The sequence below is a fragment of the Burkholderia sp. RS01 genome, from assembly GCF_039748055.1.
Lineage (GTDB): Bacteria > Actinomycetota > Actinomycetes > Actinomycetales > Micrococcaceae > Arthrobacter.
Window position 1 is genome coordinate 52,058 of sequence record NZ_JBDLAK010000003.1, and the last position, 18,911, is coordinate 70,968.

At 66.4% G+C, this 18,911-nt stretch carries 12 protein-coding genes; 7 read left to right on the forward strand and 5 right to left on the reverse strand.

Going from position 1 to position 18,911, the window contains the following annotated elements:
* Positions 1-40: 40 nt before the first annotated feature.
* Positions 41-2,773 (forward strand): preprotein translocase subunit SecA, encoded by a 2,733-nt coding sequence (gene secA / locus ABFP37_RS04070; protein WP_078028020.1) that lies wholly within the window; start codon positions 41-43, stop codon positions 2,771-2,773.
* A 74-nt stretch (positions 2,774-2,847) separates the two neighbouring features.
* Here secA and ABFP37_RS04075 read toward each other — a convergent pair whose 3' ends face one another.
* A complete protein-coding gene (locus ABFP37_RS04075) occupies positions 2,848-3,276 on the reverse strand; it encodes an Rv3235 family protein (RefSeq protein WP_347032807.1) in 429 nt (142 codons plus the stop codon).
* Positions 3,277-3,344: 68 nt separating this feature from the next.
* Positions 3,345-4,148: a hypothetical protein gene (locus tag ABFP37_RS04080; protein WP_347032808.1), complete on the reverse strand. Its 804-nt coding sequence runs from the start codon at positions 4,146-4,148 to the stop codon at positions 3,345-3,347.
* Positions 4,149-4,298: 150 nt separating this feature from the next.
* On the opposite strand from ABFP37_RS04080, the gene ABFP37_RS04085 reads away from it, so the two are divergent.
* Positions 4,299-4,862: a hypothetical protein gene (locus ABFP37_RS04085; protein WP_078028018.1), complete on the forward strand. Its 564-nt coding sequence runs from the start codon at positions 4,299-4,301 to the stop codon at positions 4,860-4,862.
* Between the two features lie 15 nt (positions 4,863-4,877).
* Here ABFP37_RS04085 and ABFP37_RS04090 read toward each other — a convergent pair whose 3' ends face one another.
* Positions 4,878-5,093: a helix-turn-helix domain-containing protein gene (locus ABFP37_RS04090; protein ID WP_043419585.1), complete on the reverse strand. Its 216-nt coding sequence runs from the start codon at positions 5,091-5,093 to the stop codon at positions 4,878-4,880.
* Positions 5,094-5,192: 99 nt separating this feature from the next.
* Here ABFP37_RS04090 and ABFP37_RS04095 point away from each other — a divergent pair, with 99 nt between their 5' ends.
* Genes ABFP37_RS04095 through ABFP37_RS04110 form a run of 4 tightly spaced genes read left to right on the forward strand, consistent with a single transcriptional unit; the run spans position 5,193 to position 13,659 of the window.
* Entirely contained in the window at positions 5,193-5,891 is a 699-nt protein-coding gene (locus tag ABFP37_RS04095) for an SAF domain-containing protein (RefSeq protein ID WP_347032809.1), read from the forward strand.
* A gap of 11 nt (positions 5,892-5,902) precedes the next feature.
* On the forward strand, positions 5,903-7,246 hold the full coding sequence (locus ABFP37_RS04100; protein ID WP_347032810.1) for a hypothetical protein: 1,344 nt from the start codon (positions 5,903-5,905) through the stop codon (positions 7,244-7,246).
* 57 nt (positions 7,247-7,303) lie between these two features.
* Complete coding sequence (locus ABFP37_RS04105; RefSeq protein ID WP_347032811.1) at positions 7,304-12,157, forward strand: NAD-glutamate dehydrogenase; 4,854 nt, start codon at positions 7,304-7,306, stop codon at positions 12,155-12,157.
* Between the two features lie 32 nt (positions 12,158-12,189).
* Positions 12,190-13,659, forward strand: a complete 1,470-nt coding sequence (locus ABFP37_RS04110) for a PAS domain-containing sensor histidine kinase (RefSeq protein ID WP_078028014.1) — start codon at positions 12,190-12,192, stop codon at positions 13,657-13,659.
* Positions 13,660-13,749: 90 nt separating this feature from the next.
* On the opposite strand, the gene ABFP37_RS04115 is transcribed toward ABFP37_RS04110, so the two are convergent.
* On the reverse strand, positions 13,750-13,998 hold the full coding sequence (locus ABFP37_RS04115; protein WP_003804966.1) for a WhiB family transcriptional regulator: 249 nt from the start codon (positions 13,996-13,998) through the stop codon (positions 13,750-13,752).
* A gap of 245 nt (positions 13,999-14,243) precedes the next feature.
* Between ABFP37_RS04115 and ABFP37_RS04120 the strand changes: the two genes are divergently transcribed.
* Positions 14,244-14,741, forward strand: coding sequence for a hypothetical protein (locus ABFP37_RS04120; protein WP_347032812.1), 498 nt, complete (start codon positions 14,244-14,246; stop codon positions 14,739-14,741).
* 68 nt (positions 14,742-14,809) lie between these two features.
* Here ABFP37_RS04120 and ABFP37_RS04125 read toward each other — a convergent pair whose 3' ends face one another.
* Positions 14,810-18,904 carry an FtsK/SpoIIIE domain-containing protein gene (locus ABFP37_RS04125; RefSeq protein WP_347032813.1) on the reverse strand — a complete coding sequence of 1,365 codons (4,095 nt, stop codon included), beginning with the start codon at positions 18,902-18,904 and terminating at the stop codon, positions 14,810-14,812.
* Between the last annotated feature and the right edge of the window lie 7 nt (positions 18,905-18,911).

Here is an 18,911-nt window from a genome sequence, read left to right on the forward strand (position 1 = left end):
ACGCCAGAATTCGGCAGCATGAGACTGGGAGCAACTTCACGTGGCATCACTAATCGAAAAACTTCTCCGCACGGGTGACAAGAAAACCCTGAGGCAACTGCGGAACTATGCCGATTCCATTAACGCCCTTGAAGACTCATTCAAAACTTTCACCGATGCTGAGCTGCGTGAAGAAACGGACCGGCTCCGGGCCCGCCACCAGGACGGTGAAACGCTCGACGATCTCCTTCCCGAGGCCTTTGCCGCTGTCCGGGAAGCGTCCTCCCGCACCTTGGGCATGCGCCACTTTGACGTACAGCTCATGGGCGGTGCGGCGCTTCACCTCGGCAACATCGCGGAGATGAAAACCGGTGAAGGCAAGACGCTTGTGGCCACCGCTCCGGCCTATCTCAACGCCCTGGCCGGCAACGGCGTTCACGTTGTCACCGTGAATGACTACCTGGCCGAATACCAGTCGGAACTGATGGGCCGCGTCTACCGGTTCCTCGGCCTCAGCAGCGGCTGCATCCTTTCCAACCAGGACCCGTCGGTCCGCCGGGAGCAGTACGCCGCCGACATCACGTACGGCACCAACAACGAATTCGGCTTCGACTACCTGCGCGACAACATGGCCTGGGACCAGTCCGAGCTCGTCCAGCGCGGACACCACTTTGCGATCGTGGATGAAGTCGACTCCATCCTGATCGACGAGGCCCGGACCCCGCTGATCATCTCCGGCCCCGCCCAGGGTGACACCAACCGCTGGTACAGCGAGTTCGCGAAGGTCGTGCTCCGCCTGCAGCCGGACCACGACTACGAAGTCGACGAAAAGAAGCGCACAGTCGGCGTCCTCGAAAGCGGGATCGAAAAGGTCGAGGACTACCTGGGCATCCAGAATCTCTACGAATCCGCCAACACGCCGCTGATCGGTTTCCTCAACAACGCCATTAAGGCCAAGGAACTGTTCAAGCGGGACAAGGACTACGTCATCCTGGACGGCGAAGTGCTCATCGTCGACGAGCACACCGGCCGTATTCTCGCCGGCCGCCGCTACAACGAGGGCATGCACCAGGCGATCGAAGCCAAAGAAGGCGTCGAAATCAAGGCCGAGAACCAGACCCTCGCCACGGTGACGCTGCAGAACTACTTCCGCATGTACGGCAAACTCTCCGGTATGACCGGCACCGCGGAAACAGAAGCCGCGGAATTCATGAGCACCTACAAGCTGGGCGTCGTCGCCATCCCGACCAACCGGGACATGCAGCGGATCGACCAGTCTGACCTCGTCTACAAGAACGAAGCCGTCAAGTTCGACGCCGTCGTCCGGGACATCGCTGAGCGCCACGAAAAGGGCCAGCCCGTCCTGGTGGGCACCACGAGCGTCGAGAAGAGCGAATACCTCTCACGGCTGCTCGCCAAGGAAGGCATCCGCCACGAGGTCCTCAACGCCAAGAACCACGCCCGTGAGGCCGCCATCGTGGCTCAGGCTGGCCGCAAGGGAGCCGTGACCGTCGCCACCAACATGGCCGGCCGCGGTACTGACATCATGCTCGGCGGCAACGCCGAGTTCACGGCCATCGCCGAGCTTGCCCAGCGCGGCCTTGACCCGGAGGAGAACTCCGAAGAGTACGAGGCCGCATGGCCTGCCGCCCTCGCGGCTGCCAAGCAGGCCGTCAAGGACGAGCACGAAGAGGTGCTGGATCTCGGCGGCCTCTATGTCCTGGGCACCGAGCGCCACGAATCACGCCGGATCGACAACCAGCTGCGCGGCCGCTCCGGACGCCAGGGAGACCCGGGCGAGTCCCGCTTCTACCTCTCACTCACCGACGACCTCATGCGGCTGTTCAACTCAGGCGCAGCGGAGCGCCTGATGAACAGCTCCGTGCCTGACGATGTGGCGCTTGAATCCAAACTCGTCTCCCGTGCCATCGCGTCGGCCCAGGGCCAGGTCGAGGGCAGGAATGCCGAGCAGCGCAAGAACGTCCTGAAGTACGACGACGTCCTCAACCGCCAGCGCGAGGCAATCTACGGCGACCGCCGTCGGATCCTTGAGGGCGACGACCTCCACGAGAAGGTCCAGTACTTCATCGAAGACACCATCAACGCCCTGATCGACGCCGCCACCGCCGAGGGCAACGGCGACGACTGGGACTTCGACCAGCTCTGGACGAACCTCAAGACGCTCTATCCCGTCAGCGTCACGGCGCACGACGTCATCGATGAGGCCGGCGGAAAGTCCCGGATCACGGTTGAATTCCTGAAGGAAGAGATCCTGTCCGACGCGCGGCTCATGTACCAGGCCCGCGAGGAAACCATCGGTTCCGAAAGCATGCGCGAGCTTGAGCGGCGCGTTGTCCTTTCCGTCATCGGCCGCAAATGGCAGGAACACCTGTATGAGATGGACTACCTGAAGGAGGGCATCGGCCTGCGCGCCATGGCCCAGCGCGATCCGCTGGTCGAGTACCAGCGCGAGGGCTTCACGATGTTCCAGGCCATGATGGAAGCCATCCGCGAGGAGAGCGTCGGGTTCCTGTTCAACCTTGAGGTTGAAGTCACCCCTGCCGAGGACGTGGTCATTGCCGATGCCGCGGGCGGCCACACCGAACACCACGAGCCGCAGATCCACGCCGCCGGGCTGGAAGCTCCCGAGAAGCCGGCCCAGCTGCAGTACACGGCGCCGGGTGAAGACGGCGGGGCCCAGACGCGCATTGAGGGCAGGTCCACCGGGCGCTCGGGAAACCCGGCCAAGGCCGGATCGCAGGACCGCCGTGATGCCAAGAAGAAGAAGCGTTAGGACTTAGGGCGTCTGTAAGAACAAAGTGAGGGACCGGAGCAGTTGCTCCGGTCCCTCGCTGCTTCCGGGCCGGCTCATCCGATTTCAAGGGCGGTCACGCGCCAGACCTGCTTGCTTCGTTCCAACCGGACGGCGACAGCCCGTGTCCGAAGTTCGTCGATCACCACCGCGCTGGCTTCGTAGATGTCCGGTGTCACCTCACAGGCCCGAACCGACCTGACCGTGGGGTTCCGGTGCAGGCCGCCCAGCCTGCGCGGTGACCTGGCTGCCTCGTGGCGGATCAGGGAGGCACGGTGCTGCAGGGCCGTCAGGCAGCGCTGGTCCAGCCGGCGCGCCAGCTGATGGATCGGCCGCGTGCCGGCAAGGACCTCAATGGCGGCCTGGACCGTGGCTCTCGTAATGGCGTGGATTTCGCGCATTTCCTCCGTCCCCGCGGCCCGGATGGAAGGGGCAAACTGGGGCCTTGCGGTGCCCGCGCTCCGGACGGGAGTTAAAGCAGTCATGATTCGGTCCTTTGGTTGCAGTGGCATGGCGGGACGGCAGTTGCACGGACGGATCACCCACCCGCGGGTCACGGGACAGGTGGCGTGAGGACCTGCCCCGGGAGCAGGACGTTCGGGTCCGCGCCGATGACGTTGCGGTTGGCTTCATACCAGCGGGGCCATTGCGCGGCGATTTCGACGTCGCTCGCCGCGGGGCCCAACGCCCGGGCAGCGATGGCCCACAGGGAATCACCGGCCCGCACGGCCACTTCCGTGCCTGCGGTGTTCGGGAGCTGGCGGGCTGACCTGACCGGGACGGCGGCCACCAGCCGCGGCTCCGTGACCGGCGCGCGCGGCTTCCACTGGGGCTGGAGATCCGGTGCCCCGGGTAGCGGGCGGCCGGAAACATCGGGTTCTTCGGCCGGCCGGTTCCGGCCGGCCGTGGAGGGTCCGGCTGTGGGCGTCCAGGCGGCCGACACGGCGGCCCGGCTGTTTGATGACACCGGCGCAGCGGGCGCTGCGTCCGCGTGGGCCAGGGGCGCCCCCATCAGTTGCAGGCCCAGGGCAGCGAGGGCCAGCCTGTGCATGAAGACGGGGCTGAACCCTCCGGTGACGGCGGCCGCACGCTTCCGACCCGCGCGCTCCAGCAAAGCAGCTGCAATGGCCGCAGCCAGGGACAGCACCCACCACGACACCACCGCCAGGCCGGCAGCGCTGGCCAACAGGCCGAGGAGATCCTCGAATCCGAGGGACCGCCTGTAGGAGGCGGAACGCTGCCATTGCTCCAGCAGCCTGCTGCCCGCAAACGCCAGGAACAGCCCGAGGCCCAGGATGACCAGCGCCAGGGCGGCGTCGGACCTGATCGGTCTGGCTGACTGTGGCTCGCCGGTCATGTCGTCCCCCTCGTTTAATACATTTTGATGTAGTTTGACTATGTTTGATCTCAATAAGCACAGTGTGCATCACGTTTGTGTTTGTTGTCTAGGGACGCGGAGCTGCGTTGTCGGATTGACCCTCCCTGAAGGCCCGCCTACGCTGGCGCCATGCGATGGAATGCTCTTTTTGAGGACCTTGAGGCCCAGATTGCCGAGGCCGAGGTCCTGACCCGGGAATCCGAAGTGGCTGACCGTTCACGTGCTGAGTTGGCTTCCGTCGAACTTGCCGAGCGGCTCCGCGGGTCGCTGGGGCGGCGCATCGGTGTCCACCTCGCCTCAGGCACCGTCTTTGCCGGCACGTTGAGTCACGCGGGCGCAGAAAGTCTGGTCATTGACGAACCCGCGCACCAGGTGCTGATTCCGTACGCGGCCGTGGGTCATTACGTGGGCATTGGCAGGTTCGCCGTCGGGGAGTCTTCAGTGGTGCGCCGGAAGCTGGGCCTGGCCAGTGCGCTGAGAATCCTGGCGCGCGACAGGGCGGGACTGACCGTCGTGATGGCGGCGGGGGACGTGCGCATCACCGGCGTCATTGACAGGGTCGGGCGGGACTTCTTTGACCTCGCCATGACCCATGAGGGGGAGGCGCGCCGGGCGTCGGGTGTCACGGACGTCGCTACGGTGCCGTTCCGGGCGCTGGGCGCACTGCGCTCGATGCGGGGCGGGGATCTCTAGCCTGCCGCCGGAGATTCAGACTGACTTGGACTTGGCCTCTTGGATCATGCGGCTGGCCTCGGCATAGCGCTCTTCAATGTACTGTTCGAGCATTTTCTCTTCTACGCGCCACTGACCGCGGCCGCCGACCTGGATAGCCTTCAGTTCGCCGCTGCGGACCAGTGCGTAGGCCGCGGGCGCATTGATCTGGAGTTGTTCGGCTACATCTGCAAGGGTGAGGAAACGGGGCATGATCCCATTCTGCCACCGGAGGCACTTGATGATGCCGTTATCCACAGTTTGATGATGTTTGCCCCCGTGACTTTCGGTTTGGCCAAGGATGCCGTAACAATGATCATGACCGGCGCGAACTGGGCGCCCGGCGCGTCAGGGGGAACGGTACGCATGAGTGTCAGCGCCACGGCCATGGGAGCCCGTCTCAAGAAGCCCTCTTGGAAGGACCCGCGGCTCCTGGTGGGCGTGCTGCTGGTCCTTGCCTCGGTTGTCGGTGTCATCTCGCTCGTCGGCAGCGCGGATCAGACCACCGAAGTATTGGCCGCCCGGGAGGCGATTGCCGTGGGTCAGAAGCTCACCCCCGAAAACGTCAGCCGGGTCAAAGTCCGGCTGGGGGACGTGGAACAGCACTACTTTACGGCCGAGTCAGGGATGCCTGAAGGCATGGTCGCCGTGCAGCGGATCGGTAAGGACCAGCTACTGCCCCGGGAAAGCCTGGGCAGCGTGGACGCCCTGGACCGGAAGCCGGTGGCCATCACTGTTCAGGAGACCTTGCCTGAGCAGGCGGTGGCCGGCACGCGCGTCGACGTCTGGGTCTCGTTGCCTGATGCAAGGAACGGATTCGCCGAGCCGCGGCTTCTCCTGCCGGGTGCTGAAATCGCCCAGGTCACGTCAGGTTCCACTGCACTGGGGTCCTCGAAATCCACGGTCCTCATGGTCCTGGTGGGCGACGGACAAATGCCGGCGATCCTCGGCGCGCAGGCCAACGAAGCCAAGATTTCTGTCGTGTGGAATCCCGGGGGCGGTACCAAGTGAGTATCCCGGTTGTGACTGTCGGCCAGGCCCAAGAGGACGTGGTCGGCGGATTGGAGAGACTCCACGGGCCCGTCACCGTGGTCCGGCGGTGCACGGAGTTGGCGGAGCTGCTCGCTGCCTGCCAGAGCGGACTGGCCCGGGCAGCCGTCGTGGCCGAGGGGAGCGAGGACCTGACGGCTTCCCTCGTGGACAGGCTCGGCGCCGTGGGCGTCGCCATTATCGCCTTGACTGACAGCCCGGAGGAAGCCGCCCGGCTGCACGGCATCGGCGTAACATCGGCGCTTACCACGGTCGACTCAGCGGCGTTGGCCGAACGGATCTCCGACGCGGTTGCCCAGCTCACGGGCAGCGGGCTCACTGGCCGCCGGCCCGCGAGTAACGGGCTCACGGCCAGCGGGCTCACCGGGGGAAAGCAGCGGGAGCACGGATTTGCAGAGACCGGTGCGGCCCTGCGCCCGGAGGCTGACGAGGCCGTGCCGGTTCCGTCGGCGGCCGGAACCGGCAAGATCGTGGCCGTGTGGGGACCCGCCGGCTCGCCGGGACGGACCCTCGTGGCGGTGAATATCGCCGGCGAGCTTGCCGCAGCAGGACAATCCGTCCTCCTCGTCGACGCGGACAGCTACGGGGCCAGCGTGGCTGCGGTTCTGGGGCTGCTCGACGAGGCGGCTGGCCTGGCCCAGGCCTGCCGGCTGGCGGACCAGGGCCTCCTTGACCGCGAGACGCTGCTCCGCGTCGCCGTCCCCGTTGCTGCCACAGCGGGAAGTTTCCGCGTCTTGACCGGCATTACCCGGGCAGACCGCTGGACCGAGCTCCGCTCTGCCGCGTTGGCGCTGGTCTTGGAGCGGGCCAGGGAAGTGGCCGACGTCGTTGTCGTGGACACCGGCTTCTGCCTCGAAGCCGACGAGGAACTGAGTTTCGACACCATGGCGCCGCGGCGGAATGCCGCCACCCTCCGGAGCCTGGAAATGGCCGATACCGTGTTCGCCGTCGGAGCTGCCGATCCTGTCGGCGTCCCCCGGCTTGTCAGGGGACTGGCGGAGCTCGAAACAGCAGTTCCGGGCGTTGCTCCGGAGGTCGTGATGAACAAGGTGCGTGCTGCCGCGGTCGGCCGCTCGCCGGAACGGCAACTCCGTGAGGCTTGGGACCGATACGGGCCCGGAACCGGTATCAAGGCCTTCCTCCCGTCGGATCCTGGGGCCAGCGATGCGGCGCTCCTTTCCGGGTCGCTGCTGCTGGAGGTGGCGCCGGATTCGCGCCTGCGCACCGCCATCGCCAGATTGGTTTGTGCACCTGTCCAGCAAAAGCGCAGATCCTCTGTGTTCTCTTCCACAGCAAAGGCAAAGCTAAGGGGTTAGGCTCACGGTGAGGGCTGCAACGGTGCGGCCGTGAACTTGTGATGGAGGCGTTTGTCGATGTCGTCTGGGTCCAGTGTGGAGGATCAGTCCCGTTCCATAGGAGCCGAAGAGGGCTTTTTTGCGGACTACTATGAGCACCTCGCGGAGGAGGACGCCCGAGCGTACCCCCGTGAGCTTCTGACTGCCCGGGCAGACATGCACCGGCAGGTTGGGGCCATACGCCAGCCCGGGCGGGCAAACATCTCGATCTCCGACGAAACCGATCGAAGCGTGGTGTACATCGTCACCGACGATATGCCGTTCCTCGTGGACTCCGTCAACGCCGAGCTGGTCCGGCAGAATTCGGCCATTCACCTCGTCCTCCACCCGATGTTTGTGGTCACGCGCAACCGCCAAAGCAATGAGCTGGTTAAGGTGGACCGGGTGCCGTCGAACATCGGGATCTCCAGCGGCGATACGGCGGCGCTGCCCAGCCTGTCGCACCTGATTGCACAGGGTGACAACGCCTCCCACATGGAGTCCTGGATTGCCGTCGAGATCGGCCGGGCGAGCGATGAAGCAAAGGTCCAGCTGAAGGAAGGACTGGAGCGCGTCCTGGGCGACGTCCGCGCGGCGGTGGAAGACTGGCCGAAGATGCGCAATAAGGCATTGCAGATTGCACAGGGCCTGGACAAAGTGGCCCATGCGTCGCAAATCGCAGAGATCCGGCAGGCCCAGGACCTGCTGCGGTGGCTTGACGAAGGAAATTTCACATTCCTGGGGTACCGGGAGTACGACCTCGTAAACGATGCCGGCGAGGACGTGCTGGAACTCCGTGAGAACAGCGGACTCGGGCTCCTGCGCGCGCACGACGACACCCGTCAGGTCCAGCACCTCACCGATGCAGGCCGGCGGAAGGCACGGGAGAAGCGCGCTCTCGTCATCACGAAGGCCAACTCCCGTTCCACCGTGCACCGGCCCGCCTACCTCGACTACGTGGGTGTGAAGAGTTTTGACGCCGCCGGGAACGTGAACGGCGAACAGCGCTTCATCGGGCTCTTCGCCACGAGCGCCTACACGGATTCGGTAAAGAACATCCCTATCGTCCGCGAAAAAGTCGACGCCGTTCTCCGCAGCGCCGGGTTTCCGCCCGATTCGCACTCCGGAAAGGACCTGCTGGGAATCCTCGAGACCTACCCGCGCGACGAACTTTTCCAGATCGAGATTCCCGACCTCGCCGCAACGGCGACCGGAATCCAAAGACTGCAGGAACGCCGGCGCACCCGGCTCTTCCTGCGCCCGGACATTTACGGACGGTTCATGTCCGCCGTCGTGTACCTGCCGCGTGACCGGTACACCACGAATGTCCGGCTCCGGATTGAGCAGGAGCTTCGCGAGACCTTCCATGCCGAGTCCATTGACTATGAGGCGCGGATGACGGAATCGGCGCTGGCCCGTCTTTTCTTCCGGATCAGGCTGCCCAAGGGTGCCGACGTCAGCCATGTCAACGCCGATGCCCTCGAGAAGCGGCTTGTCCGGGCTGCCCGCTCCTGGAGCGAAGGAATCAGCGAGGTCCTGCGTGACCGGCGCGCTGACGACGGGAATAAAGAGCTGGCTGCCATCTGGGCGGAGGCCTTCCCTGCCAGCTACAGGGTGGACTACGAGGTTGAGGACGCGCTCGAAGACATCGCCCGGTTTGAAAAGTACGGGGCCGCAGCCGAGCGGATGACCGGGGCGACACAGGAACGCCCCGGCGTCCACGTCTACCTGCCCGAGGGCGCTGGCGCGACGCTCGAAGAGGACGCCCGGGTCAAGCTCTACATGCTGGAGCCCAAGAGCCTGAGCCAGATCCTTCCCTACTTTCACAACCTGGGCCTCGAAGTGCTGGATGAGCGTCCCTTCGAGATCGAGACCGCCGACCGCCGGGACTTCTTCCTCTATGACCTCGGCTTGAAATACCCGGCCGGCGTGGACCCGGTGTCTACCGGGCAGCTGCTGGCGGATTCGTTCGGGGCAGCCGTTTCGGGAGCCGTTGAATCCGACAGCTTCGACCGGCTCGTGCTGCGCGAAGGCATGGCGTGGCGGCAGATCATCGTCCTCCGGGCCTACGCCAAATACATGAGGCAGATGGGTAACACCAACTCCTTCGAGTTCATGGCAGACACGCTTTTGAGCAACCCGGACGTCACTCGGGGGCTCAGTGCCCTCTTTGCGGCACGATTCGATCCGGCGTTGACTGAGCTGGAGCGGGCCGAACGGCAGGAAAAAGTCCGCGCTGAGCTGTCGTCGTCGATCGAAGCGGTGGCGACGCTGGATGCGGACCGTGTCCTCCGGACGTTTACCAACCTGATCGAATCAACGCTCCGCACGAATTTCTACCAGGACAAGCCGTATGTGAGCTTCAAACTGGATCCTGCCGGCATTGAGGGCCTGCCCTTCCCCCGGCCCAAGTTCGAAATCTGGGTCTACTCGACGCGGGTCGAAGGTGTGCACCTGCGCTTCGGCAAGGTGGCGCGTGGCGGTCTCCGCTGGTCCGACCGGCGCGAGGACTTCCGGACGGAAATCCTGGGACTGGTCAAGGCCCAGACTGTCAAGAACGCCGTCATCGTTCCGACCGGCGCCAAGGGAGGCTTCTTCGCCAAGCGGCTGCCCGACCCCGCCGCGGACAGGGCCGCGTGGATGGCCGAGGGCATCGAAAGCTACAAGACCTTCATCCGCGGACTGCTGGACCTCACCGACAACCTGGTCACCACCGCCGACGGTGAACGGCTGGTGCCGCCTGCGGACGTCGTGCGGCATGACGACGACGACTCCTACCTGGTCGTCGCGGCGGACAAGGGAACGGCCACCTTCTCCGACATCGCGAACGGGCTCGCCGCGGAATACGGCTTCTGGCTGGGCGATGCCTTCGCCTCCGGCGGATCCGTGGGGTATGACCACAAGGCGATGGGCATCACCGCCCGGGGCGCCTGGGAATCCGTGAAGCGTCACTTCAGCGAGCTGGACCTGGATACGCAGTCCGAGCCGTTCACGGTAGTCGGGGTGGGCGACATGTCCGGTGACGTTTTTGGGAACGGGATGCTGCTCTCCAAGCACATCCGGCTGCTGGCCGCGTTCGACCACCGGCACGTTTTCCTGGATCCCAACCCCGACGAGGCCAGTTCCTTCTCCGAACGGCAACGGCTGTTCGAGCTGCCGCGATCGTCGTGGGATGACTACGACAAGGGGCTGATCAGCGAAGGCGGCGGTGTGTACCGGCGCCAGGCCAAGTCCATTCCGGTCTCCCCGCAGGTCCGCGCGGCCCTCGGCCTGCCGGAGGACACCACCCAGCTCAGCCCGCCTGAACTCCTGCGGGCCATCCTCCTTGCACCGGCCGACCTGCTCTATAACGGAGGCATCGGCACCTACGTCAAGGCCAGCTCCGAGACCAACGCCATGGTGGGAGACAAGGCCAACGACGCCATCCGCGTTGACGGGCGTGACCTTCGCGTCAAGGTGGTGGGCGAAGGAGGAAACCTTGGCATGACCCAGCGGGGGCGCATCGAGGCGGCACTGCAGGGCGTCATCCTGAACACGGACGCGATTGACAACTCCGCCGGCGTCGACTGCTCGGACCACGAGGTTAACATCAAGATCTTCGTGGACCGGATGGTCGCCGCAGGCAAGCTTGATGCCGGCGAACGTCCCGGGTTCCTGGCGTCGATGACCGACGAAGTGGCCCGTCTCGTCCTCGAGGACAACATCGACCAGAACATCCTGCTGCTCAACGACCGCCAGAAGGTGGCCGACTGGAGCCCCAGCTACGAGCGGCTGATGGACTGGCTGGAAAAGACGGCGGACCTCAACCGCGACCTTGAAGCCCTGCCTTCGACCGCAGCCCTCCGCGAACGCCTCGAACAGGGACAGGGGCTGACATCGCCTGAGCTGTCGGTGCTGGCCGCCTATGCCAAGATCGAGCTGGCGACGGCGCTGCGCGACAGCGACCTCGCCGACGACCCCTGGTTCCGGCGCACGCTTCGGGAATACTTCCCTAAGCAGCTCCGGGAACGGTTCGATGCCGAACTGGACTCCCATCCGCTGCGCCGGGAGATCATCGCCACCGTGGTGGCCAACGACATGATCAACATGGGCGGCATCACGTTTGTGTTCCGGACCATGGAGGAAACGTCCGCCAGCGAAGTCGCGGTGGCCAAGGCGTTTGTTGCGCTGCGGGAGATCTACGAACTGGACATCATGGTGTCCGAGCTCAACGACCTGCCGGCATCGTTCCCCACCGAACACTGGAGCACGGTTCACCTCGACATCCGGCGGCTGCTGGACCGGGCGGTGCGCTGGGTCCTGGGCCAGGGGAGCGCCTCGCAGCCCATCGCCGACGTCGTCAGCGAGTTCAAGCCCCTCATGGATCCGATGCGGGCGCGGCTGCTCGACTACCTCCGCGGCGATGACCGGTCACGGGTGGCGGCCTGGCTTGAGAAGGCACGGTCCTGGGACCTGCCGGACGACCTGGCCCACCGCTGGGCCGAGCTGTTTGAGAGCTTTGTCCTCCTGGATATTGCGAAGATCACCCACTCCCGCAAGGAGCCGGTGGAGGAGATCGCACGCGTGTATTACACGGTGTTCAACCGCTTCCACGCGGATTCCCTGCTGGAACGGATCAGCACGCTGCCGCGGAAGGACCGCTGGCAGGCGCTGGCCCGGGCCGCGCTGCGGGACGACCTGTACTCCACCGTTTCAGACATGACGACGGCGGTGCTTGAGTCCACTGCAGAAGGCCTGCCGGCCGAGGAGCGGCTCAAGGCGTGGGAGGCACTGAACGCGGAACAGCTGGGCCGGGCGAAGAGCATGTTCGATGAGGTCAATGCCCTCGAAGCCGACGATATGGCGTCGCTGTCGGTAGCATTGAGGCTCTTGAGGTCAATCGTCCGACGCTAGGCATTGGCCCGGCGTCGAAATCTGGAGGTGCAGTGGCAATCTTTACGGACCCCATCAGGGAACATGCTGATTTCGGGCCGGGGGATGCCGAGTGGCTGCACCTCCTGGTGGGCGACTGGCAAATGGTGGCCGACCTCGCATTTGCCGACCTCGCCCTCTGGTTTCCGCACCCGGACCACGGCTATGTGGCGCTTGCCCACGTGCGGCCCTCCACGACGCATACGGTGTTCCATGCCGACTTCGTCGGGGAGGGCATCCGGTCCGATCTCCAGCCGCTGGTCGACAAAGCGTGGGCCAGCCGCGCCATTGAGCGTTCCAGCGAGACCAACTGGAGCAGCGATATGGCGTTGCGGGTCGAGGCCGTGCCGATGGTCAGAAATGGCCGCACGCTGGCAGTGGTCACCACCCACATGGACCTCTCCAGTTCGCGGATGCCCTCCCGCCTTGAGCTGACGTACCGCCAGTGCGCCTACGACCTGCTCCGGATGGGCACCCTGGGCCTGTGGCCCGACTTTGCCTCACCCACGGGTTCCCGCCGCGGGGCGCCACGCGTGGGCGACGGCCTGATCCGCCTCGACGCCGAGGGGATCGTGCAGTATGCGAGCCCGAATGGCGTGTCCGCGTTCCGGCGCCTCGGCGACGGCGAATCGCTGGAGGGCCGTTCGCTGGCGGAAGTCACCGCAGGATTGCTCAGGGACCGGCGCCTGGTGGATGAGACCCTGCCGCTCGTCGTCACCGGCCGGATGCCGTGGCGCAGCGAGATTGAATCCCGCGGCGTCAGCCTGTCGCTTCGCGCCATTCCGCTCCGCGACGAGCAGCAGCGGTTCGGGGCGCTGGTCCTGTGCCGCGACGTGTCCGAGCTGAGGCGCCGTGAGATGGAACTGGTCACGAAGGATGCCACCATCCGTGAGATCCACCACCGCGTGAAGAACAACCTGCAGACCGTGGCCGCTCTGTTGCGGATGCAGTCCCGCCGGATGGTCAGTGACGAAGCGAAGCAGGGGCTCGAGCAGGCGATGCGGCGCGTGGCGACCATTGCGCTGGTCCACGAGACGCTGTCGCAGGGCCTGACGCAGAGCGTTGACTTTGATGAGTTGATCGGACGGCAGTTCCGTCTTTCGGCCGAGGTGGCGTCGCCGTCCCAGCAGGTCAGGACGCAAAGGTCGGGGGTTTTCGGTGAGCTTCCCAGTGACTTTGCCACGCCCCTGGCGCTCGTGATCAACGAGCTGGTGACGAACGCCGTCGAGCACGGACTGGAAGGCCGGACCGGGACGGTCTGGCTCCTCGCCGACCGCTCGGCTGGAGAAGACGGCGAGGAACTGCTCACGGTGACCGTGGCCGACGACGGCGTTGGTTTGCCGGACACGCCACACGTCGAGGGCCTTGGGCTTCAGATTGTCCGCACTCTGGTCACCAGTGAGCTGGGGGGCACCATCCAGTGGAAGGCCCGTGAGGGAGGCGGGACGGCGGTCCAGATCATCCTCAGCCTCGCAAGCCGCTGAGGCGAGGGCCCCACTGCGCGTAAAGCGCACAAAAAAGCGACGGCCGCGGACCTTTGGTCTGCGGCCGTCGCCGTAGTGTTGACCTGCCGCTTAGGAAGCGCGGCGGGCGCGGGCCGCGCGGCGCTTCAGCGCACGGCGCTCGTCCTCGCTCATGCCGCCCCAGACACCGGCATCCTGGCCCGACTCCAACGCCCACTGCAAGCAAGTGTCCACGACGGGGCACCTGCGGCAAACGCTCTTGGCCTCCTCAATCTGGAGAAGCGCCGGCCCGGTGTTGCCGACCGGAAAGAAAAGCTCCGGGTCCTTGTCGAGACAGGCTGCGCGATTACGCCAATCCATGCTGATCAGTCACTCCATTCCTGGGAAGTCATTTGCCACTTGTGAAAATATTCACTAGGGCCTACATAGGAAAGGGGCCCTGAGGGCCCCCTTGGTCATCTGGATCAAGCGTTTCATGTTAACGCTGTGTAAACAAGGGGTACTGGTGCACGAAATCCCCCGGAAGCGTGAGCGATGCATCACACCTGCAATACGCCGGAGGGCTGCCCCCACCGTCAGTTGACTATGTCGGGTAGGGTGCCAGTGTGTCAAGACCCCCAGCAGGCCCCCCCGAACCGTCCCCCGAGCCCGAAGGCAGCGGCTTTTCCGACCGCGAAAGCGGGCCGGAGCGGCCCGCGACTGCCGGGGAAAGGCCGAGGGCAGTCGCGCTAATTGCGGCGATTGTCGCAGCCGAAGCCGCGGCGCTGTTGGTAGCCGCCGCCTGGTACGGTTTTCAGCTCGTGGCCGGAGCGCCGGTCCTGTCCTTCTGGGGAGCCGTGTTTACGCTTGCCCTGCTTTTGGCATTCGCTTCCTGGCTGTGTGCCGTTGCGGTGTTTCTGTTCCGCGGCTTCCGCTGGCCCAGGGCTGGTGCACTGGTGGCGCAACTGTTCGTGCTGACCGTCGGCTTCCCCACTCTGACGGGTGGTTACCCGGTGGCAGGGGCCGCGATGCTCATCCCGGCGGCGGCCGCCATTGTGCTCCTCTTCGACAAGCGCGTGGTCCGCTTCGCCTCCCGTCCCGCAGGTGCGCCTCCCGCGCTTTGAGCCCGGGCAGGCACAAGGGCCGGTACGGCACGGCGCCGGCGATGAGTCCCGGCTGATGCAGCTTTGCCTTAACCGCCCGCCAACGGCTCTCCGGCGGACACGTCCTCGGGACGGCTCGCGGCAAGCTGGACCGCCATTGCCCTGCCGTCCGCGAGGAGGACGGCGCGGCCCGGCGGAGGGTCCGGTTCCCGCTCGTACCTCAGCCCGAAAAGGTCGCCGTCCATGGGACTGCGCGGCCCAATCAGGATGCCGCTGCCGCAATTGCGGGCGGCCAAGGCTAGCGGGACGCGCTGCACAAGGGCCGGGCCGAAGCCGGCAGCCATGATGACCGTCCGGCCCAAAGCGTTCAGCTCCAGCAGCAGCTGGTGGGCGGCGGCGGGCAGCAGATCCGCGTCGTCCACGAGCAGTACCGCATCCCGGGCGAGCAGACCCTTGGCGGCCGCGGCGCGGGTCTCCGCCCAGAAGTCGGCCGGGTCCACCTCCGGGGCCGGGAGGACCCAGCCCGCCGTCCCCGGATTGAGGACCTGGACCGCACGCAGGAATGAAGACTTCCCCGAACCGGCCGCACCCAGGACGGCAAGGACGCCGCCGCACGGAACGCGTACGAAGACGGGAGCCAGCTCGTCCCCGCCCACGCCGACACACAGTTTCAGGTTTCGCGCCGGCCCCGATGTTCCCGCGTCAGGCCGGTCCGGAGCGGAAATTCCCTCCGGCCCGCCCATCCGGGCGAGCAGTCCGGCCAGCGAAACTTGCAAGGGGAGGGGCTCCACCCTGAAGGGCCTCGTGCGGGGGGACTCCTGCGGCGGGGCCTCTTGGCCGGGCGGGCCATCCCGGGTGTAGAGCTGGCAGACGCCCTGCCGGTTCCCCGCGAGCGCACCGACCGCGACGGCACGGCCGGGCACCGCCGGAATGTCAGGCATCCGCGGCCACGCCAGCCTGCTCTCTTCGCTGGCGCCCCTCGGAAAGTAGATCCGGTTGCGGACGGCGGAAAAGAAGCGTGCGGTCACGAGCTCACGGTCCCCTGAAACGATGACGGCAACGCCGGCGCCCTGCCCGTCCCGGACCAGGCCGTGAACCAGATCCTCAGCCCAGATCAGCGGGCCCGCCCGCAAGGCGGAAACCCACGAACCCCAGCCCGAAATGGCCAGCACCAAGGGAACCGCCGGTGTGGCCGCCGACCGGCTCAGCCGCCGTGACACTTCGTCGCTCAGCCGTTCCAGAACGCGCACGCCACGGCGCAAATCATGGAGGTTGACCACCGCGCCGGCACGGCACGAGGACGCCAGCGCGGCGAAAGAACCGTCGGCATCGAGGACATACAGGTGCGACTCCGTTGGGTGCGTCAGGAGCTGATCCAATGTGAGGGACAGTGCGTCGCCGGGATCAGCGCAGCTGCCGCCGATCAGGGCCAGGTGTCCGTCGCTGCGGGGACGCCAGTTGAGGCCGGCAAGTCGCTGTTCTTCAGGCAGGTCCAGCCAGCCCAGCTCCAGGCACCAGCGGTCATCCCGAGTGTCCGGGGCATCCGGCCGATGACCGCCGGGCCCCGCACCCGGAGTCCGGGCCGGTGCCCGTGGCGGACAGGGCAGCACGTCAGGCAGCGGCATCGCCACGGGGCTGCGCACGGCTGCCCCGCCCAACGTTTCCCACAGCGAACGGGTCACCGCCGCTATCGGCGCCACTGCAGCGGCCGGTGCCTGCGGCGGTGCCGCATTCCCGTCGCCGGCAGCCGCGGAGGAGGGCATCTCCAGCGCCTCGCTGGTCAGCAGCACGGCGACATCGCAATCACTCCCATCGGGGAGCCCGGCTGAGAGACTGGCCGACTGAAACTCCTCCGGTGCTTCGGTTGCGCGCGCAAGAAAGGCCCGGCCGGGCGTTTCAACAGCAATACCGGCGGCGGCGTTGGTTCCTATGACGTCGGCAGACTCATGGGCGGACTGTACGCGGAGGGCGATGCTGGTTGTGACGTTGGCACGGATGTCAGCCGTGAGCGCGCCCTGCGGCCGCTGGGTAGCCATGACCAGATGAATCCCCAGTGACCGGCCGATGGCGGCGATCCTCATCAACTCGCTCAGGGACAGCGGCGCATCCTCCACGAGAATCCGGAACTCGTCGATGATGAGGATCAGCTGGGGGAGGGGGTGCTCGTCGGCCGCTTTGGACAATCGATAGGCCGCCAGGTCGGGGGCAGCGGCCGCGGCCAGCGCTTGTTCCCGGCGGCGGACCTCGGCACGCAACGACACCAATGTGCGATCGAGTTCGCTCCTGGTGAGGTCCGTGAGCATGCCCACACAGTGTGGCAGGGCCGTCAACGGACCCAGCCCGGACCCGCCCTTGAAGTCGAAGAATAGGACGTTCACGCGTTCCGGCGGGAAACTCAGGGCCAACGCGGCGGCGAGCGTACGGAGCAGCTCCGACTTCCCGGATCCGGTGGTGCCCGCGATGAGCACATGCGGACCGTCAGCCTCCAGATCCAGGATGCGGACGCCGCCGGCGCTGCGACCGATGGGGACGGCCAGGCCGGGCATCAGCCTGCCGCTCGCCCAGCGCCGGGCCGTTCCGGCCTCCGACATGTCGAGGATGTCGGTGAGCGGACAGGCGGCCGGCAAGGTCGCGCCGCTTCGCGGGGCACCTCCCAGGGCATGGCCGGATTGCCGGCAGTAGCGGTCGAAGACATTGAGCGGCACAAGATCGGGAACGAACCGCCGCGTTGATCCGGGGGAGCGGAACAAGGCCCTGCGCTCGCCGAGTTCAATATCGGTGTCCGCCGGCAGCACAGGGCGGTCGGCGAAGTGAACCACCCGCCAGCCATGGCGGCGCGCGCTCTCGATGAGTCCGGCATCTGCACTGCTGGTCGTCCGGCTGCCGGCGATCAGGAATACACCCGGAGGGCCGGCCGCTGCGGAATCCACCGCCAGGACCGCCGCGGTGATCCCTGCTGCCGCGTGCAGGGTGACAGCGGGCAGGTACCGCGCCGTCAGCGGCACCAGGCCGGGCGGGCCGTGAACCACAATCCGGGTCCCGCTGGCCCGCGGATATCCGGTGAGCTGCATGAGGAAGGAGCGCATCATCCCCTGCGCTTCAGCTTCCGGTCCCCGAACGGTGACCAGTGGAACCTCGGGATCCAGAAGTAGCGGCACGGCTCCGAGGCACGGCAGCTGGAAGTCCGGGTCCTCTGGCTCAAACCGGATGTTCGCCGGTTGGTCTGCCGTTCCCAGCCGGAGCCAGACGCCGGAGGCTGCCCGTTCGGCGCCTGCCGGTTCCGCCGCACCGGGCGAGTACAGGGCCAGCTCCGCGGCGGACGGCGCGGACCGCCGTCGTCGTTCCGTATCTTCTGCCGCTGCCGCCGAAACTGCCGACCGCAATTCGCGGCGCCGCCGCCTGCCCGCGAGGACCGGGACCATAACCGTCACGGCCGATATGGCGGTGAACGCCAGGAACATCCACATCCCGGTCGCCAGCGCCAGCCCCAGCCCGAGGGCGACGGGCAACCCGGCGGCGAGGAGGAGTGCGGCCCGGCTGCCCTGCTCAGTTGCGCGCGGTACCTTCAGGGGTTCCGCCACCGACAGTCCGGCGGAGCCCAGATGCGAGCCCGGTGAACCCGGCGGCCGTGCAACCAGGACTGACAGGGTCGAGTTTCCGCACCGGATGAGCGAGTCGGTGGAAATGACGGCGTTCCTGACGCGCTTGCCATCCACCTCCGTCCCGTTGACGCTGTCAAGGTCCAGGATGGTCATGGCCGTGTCCGAAACGTCGATCCTGGCGTGCTCCCTTGACAGATCCGGATCCGGGATCGTCACCTCCGCGTTGGTGCGTCCGATCTGGTAGCTCCCGCGGCGCAAGGGCAGAATCATTCCTGCAGCCGGGCCGCTGTGCACGGCCAGCAACAGTGCAGGGGAAGCGTCCGACCCTGGCCAGGGCCTCGGCCTCGCCCGCCTCCGGCCGCCGTCAACGAGGACCGCCCCGTTGACGAGGGGGACCTCACCGACCGTCATGGTGCCGAGCGGCAGGCCATTCACCGTCAGATCCCGCGTTCCGAAGGCGTGCGCCACAGCGCGGTCAAGTTCGGCGCCCGGGCAGCCGGGCCGTACGCGGACGGTCAGTTCCACGGCCGCGTCGGAGCGCTCCGCCGCCGGGCCGCGGACCAAGGTGCAGTGCAGGGTCACCGCGTGG

What these genes read in the sequence shown, in the direction of transcription:
- ABFP37_RS04075 (WP_347032807.1), bottom strand. Translation starts at nt 3,276, where the DNA reads ATGACTGCTTTAACTCCCGTCCGGAGCGCGGGCACCGCAAGGCCCCAG.
- ABFP37_RS04080 (WP_347032808.1), bottom strand. Translation starts at nt 4,148, where the DNA reads ATGACCGGCGAGCCACAGTCAGCCAGACCGATCAGGTCCGACGCCGCC.
- ABFP37_RS04085 (WP_078028018.1), top strand. Translation starts at nt 4,299, where the DNA reads ATGCGATGGAATGCTCTTTTTGAGGACCTTGAGGCCCAGATTGCCGAG.
- ABFP37_RS04090 (WP_043419585.1), bottom strand. Translation starts at nt 5,093, where the DNA reads ATGCCCCGTTTCCTCACCCTTGCAGATGTAGCCGAACAACTCCAGATC.
- ABFP37_RS04095 (WP_347032809.1), top strand. Translation starts at nt 5,193, where the DNA reads ATGATCATGACCGGCGCGAACTGGGCGCCCGGCGCGTCAGGGGGAACG.
- ABFP37_RS04105 (WP_347032811.1), top strand. Translation starts at nt 7,304, where the DNA reads ATGTCGTCTGGGTCCAGTGTGGAGGATCAGTCCCGTTCCATAGGAGCC.
- ABFP37_RS04115 (WP_003804966.1), bottom strand. Translation starts at nt 13,998, where the DNA reads ATGGATTGGCGTAATCGCGCAGCCTGTCTCGACAAGGACCCGGAGCTT.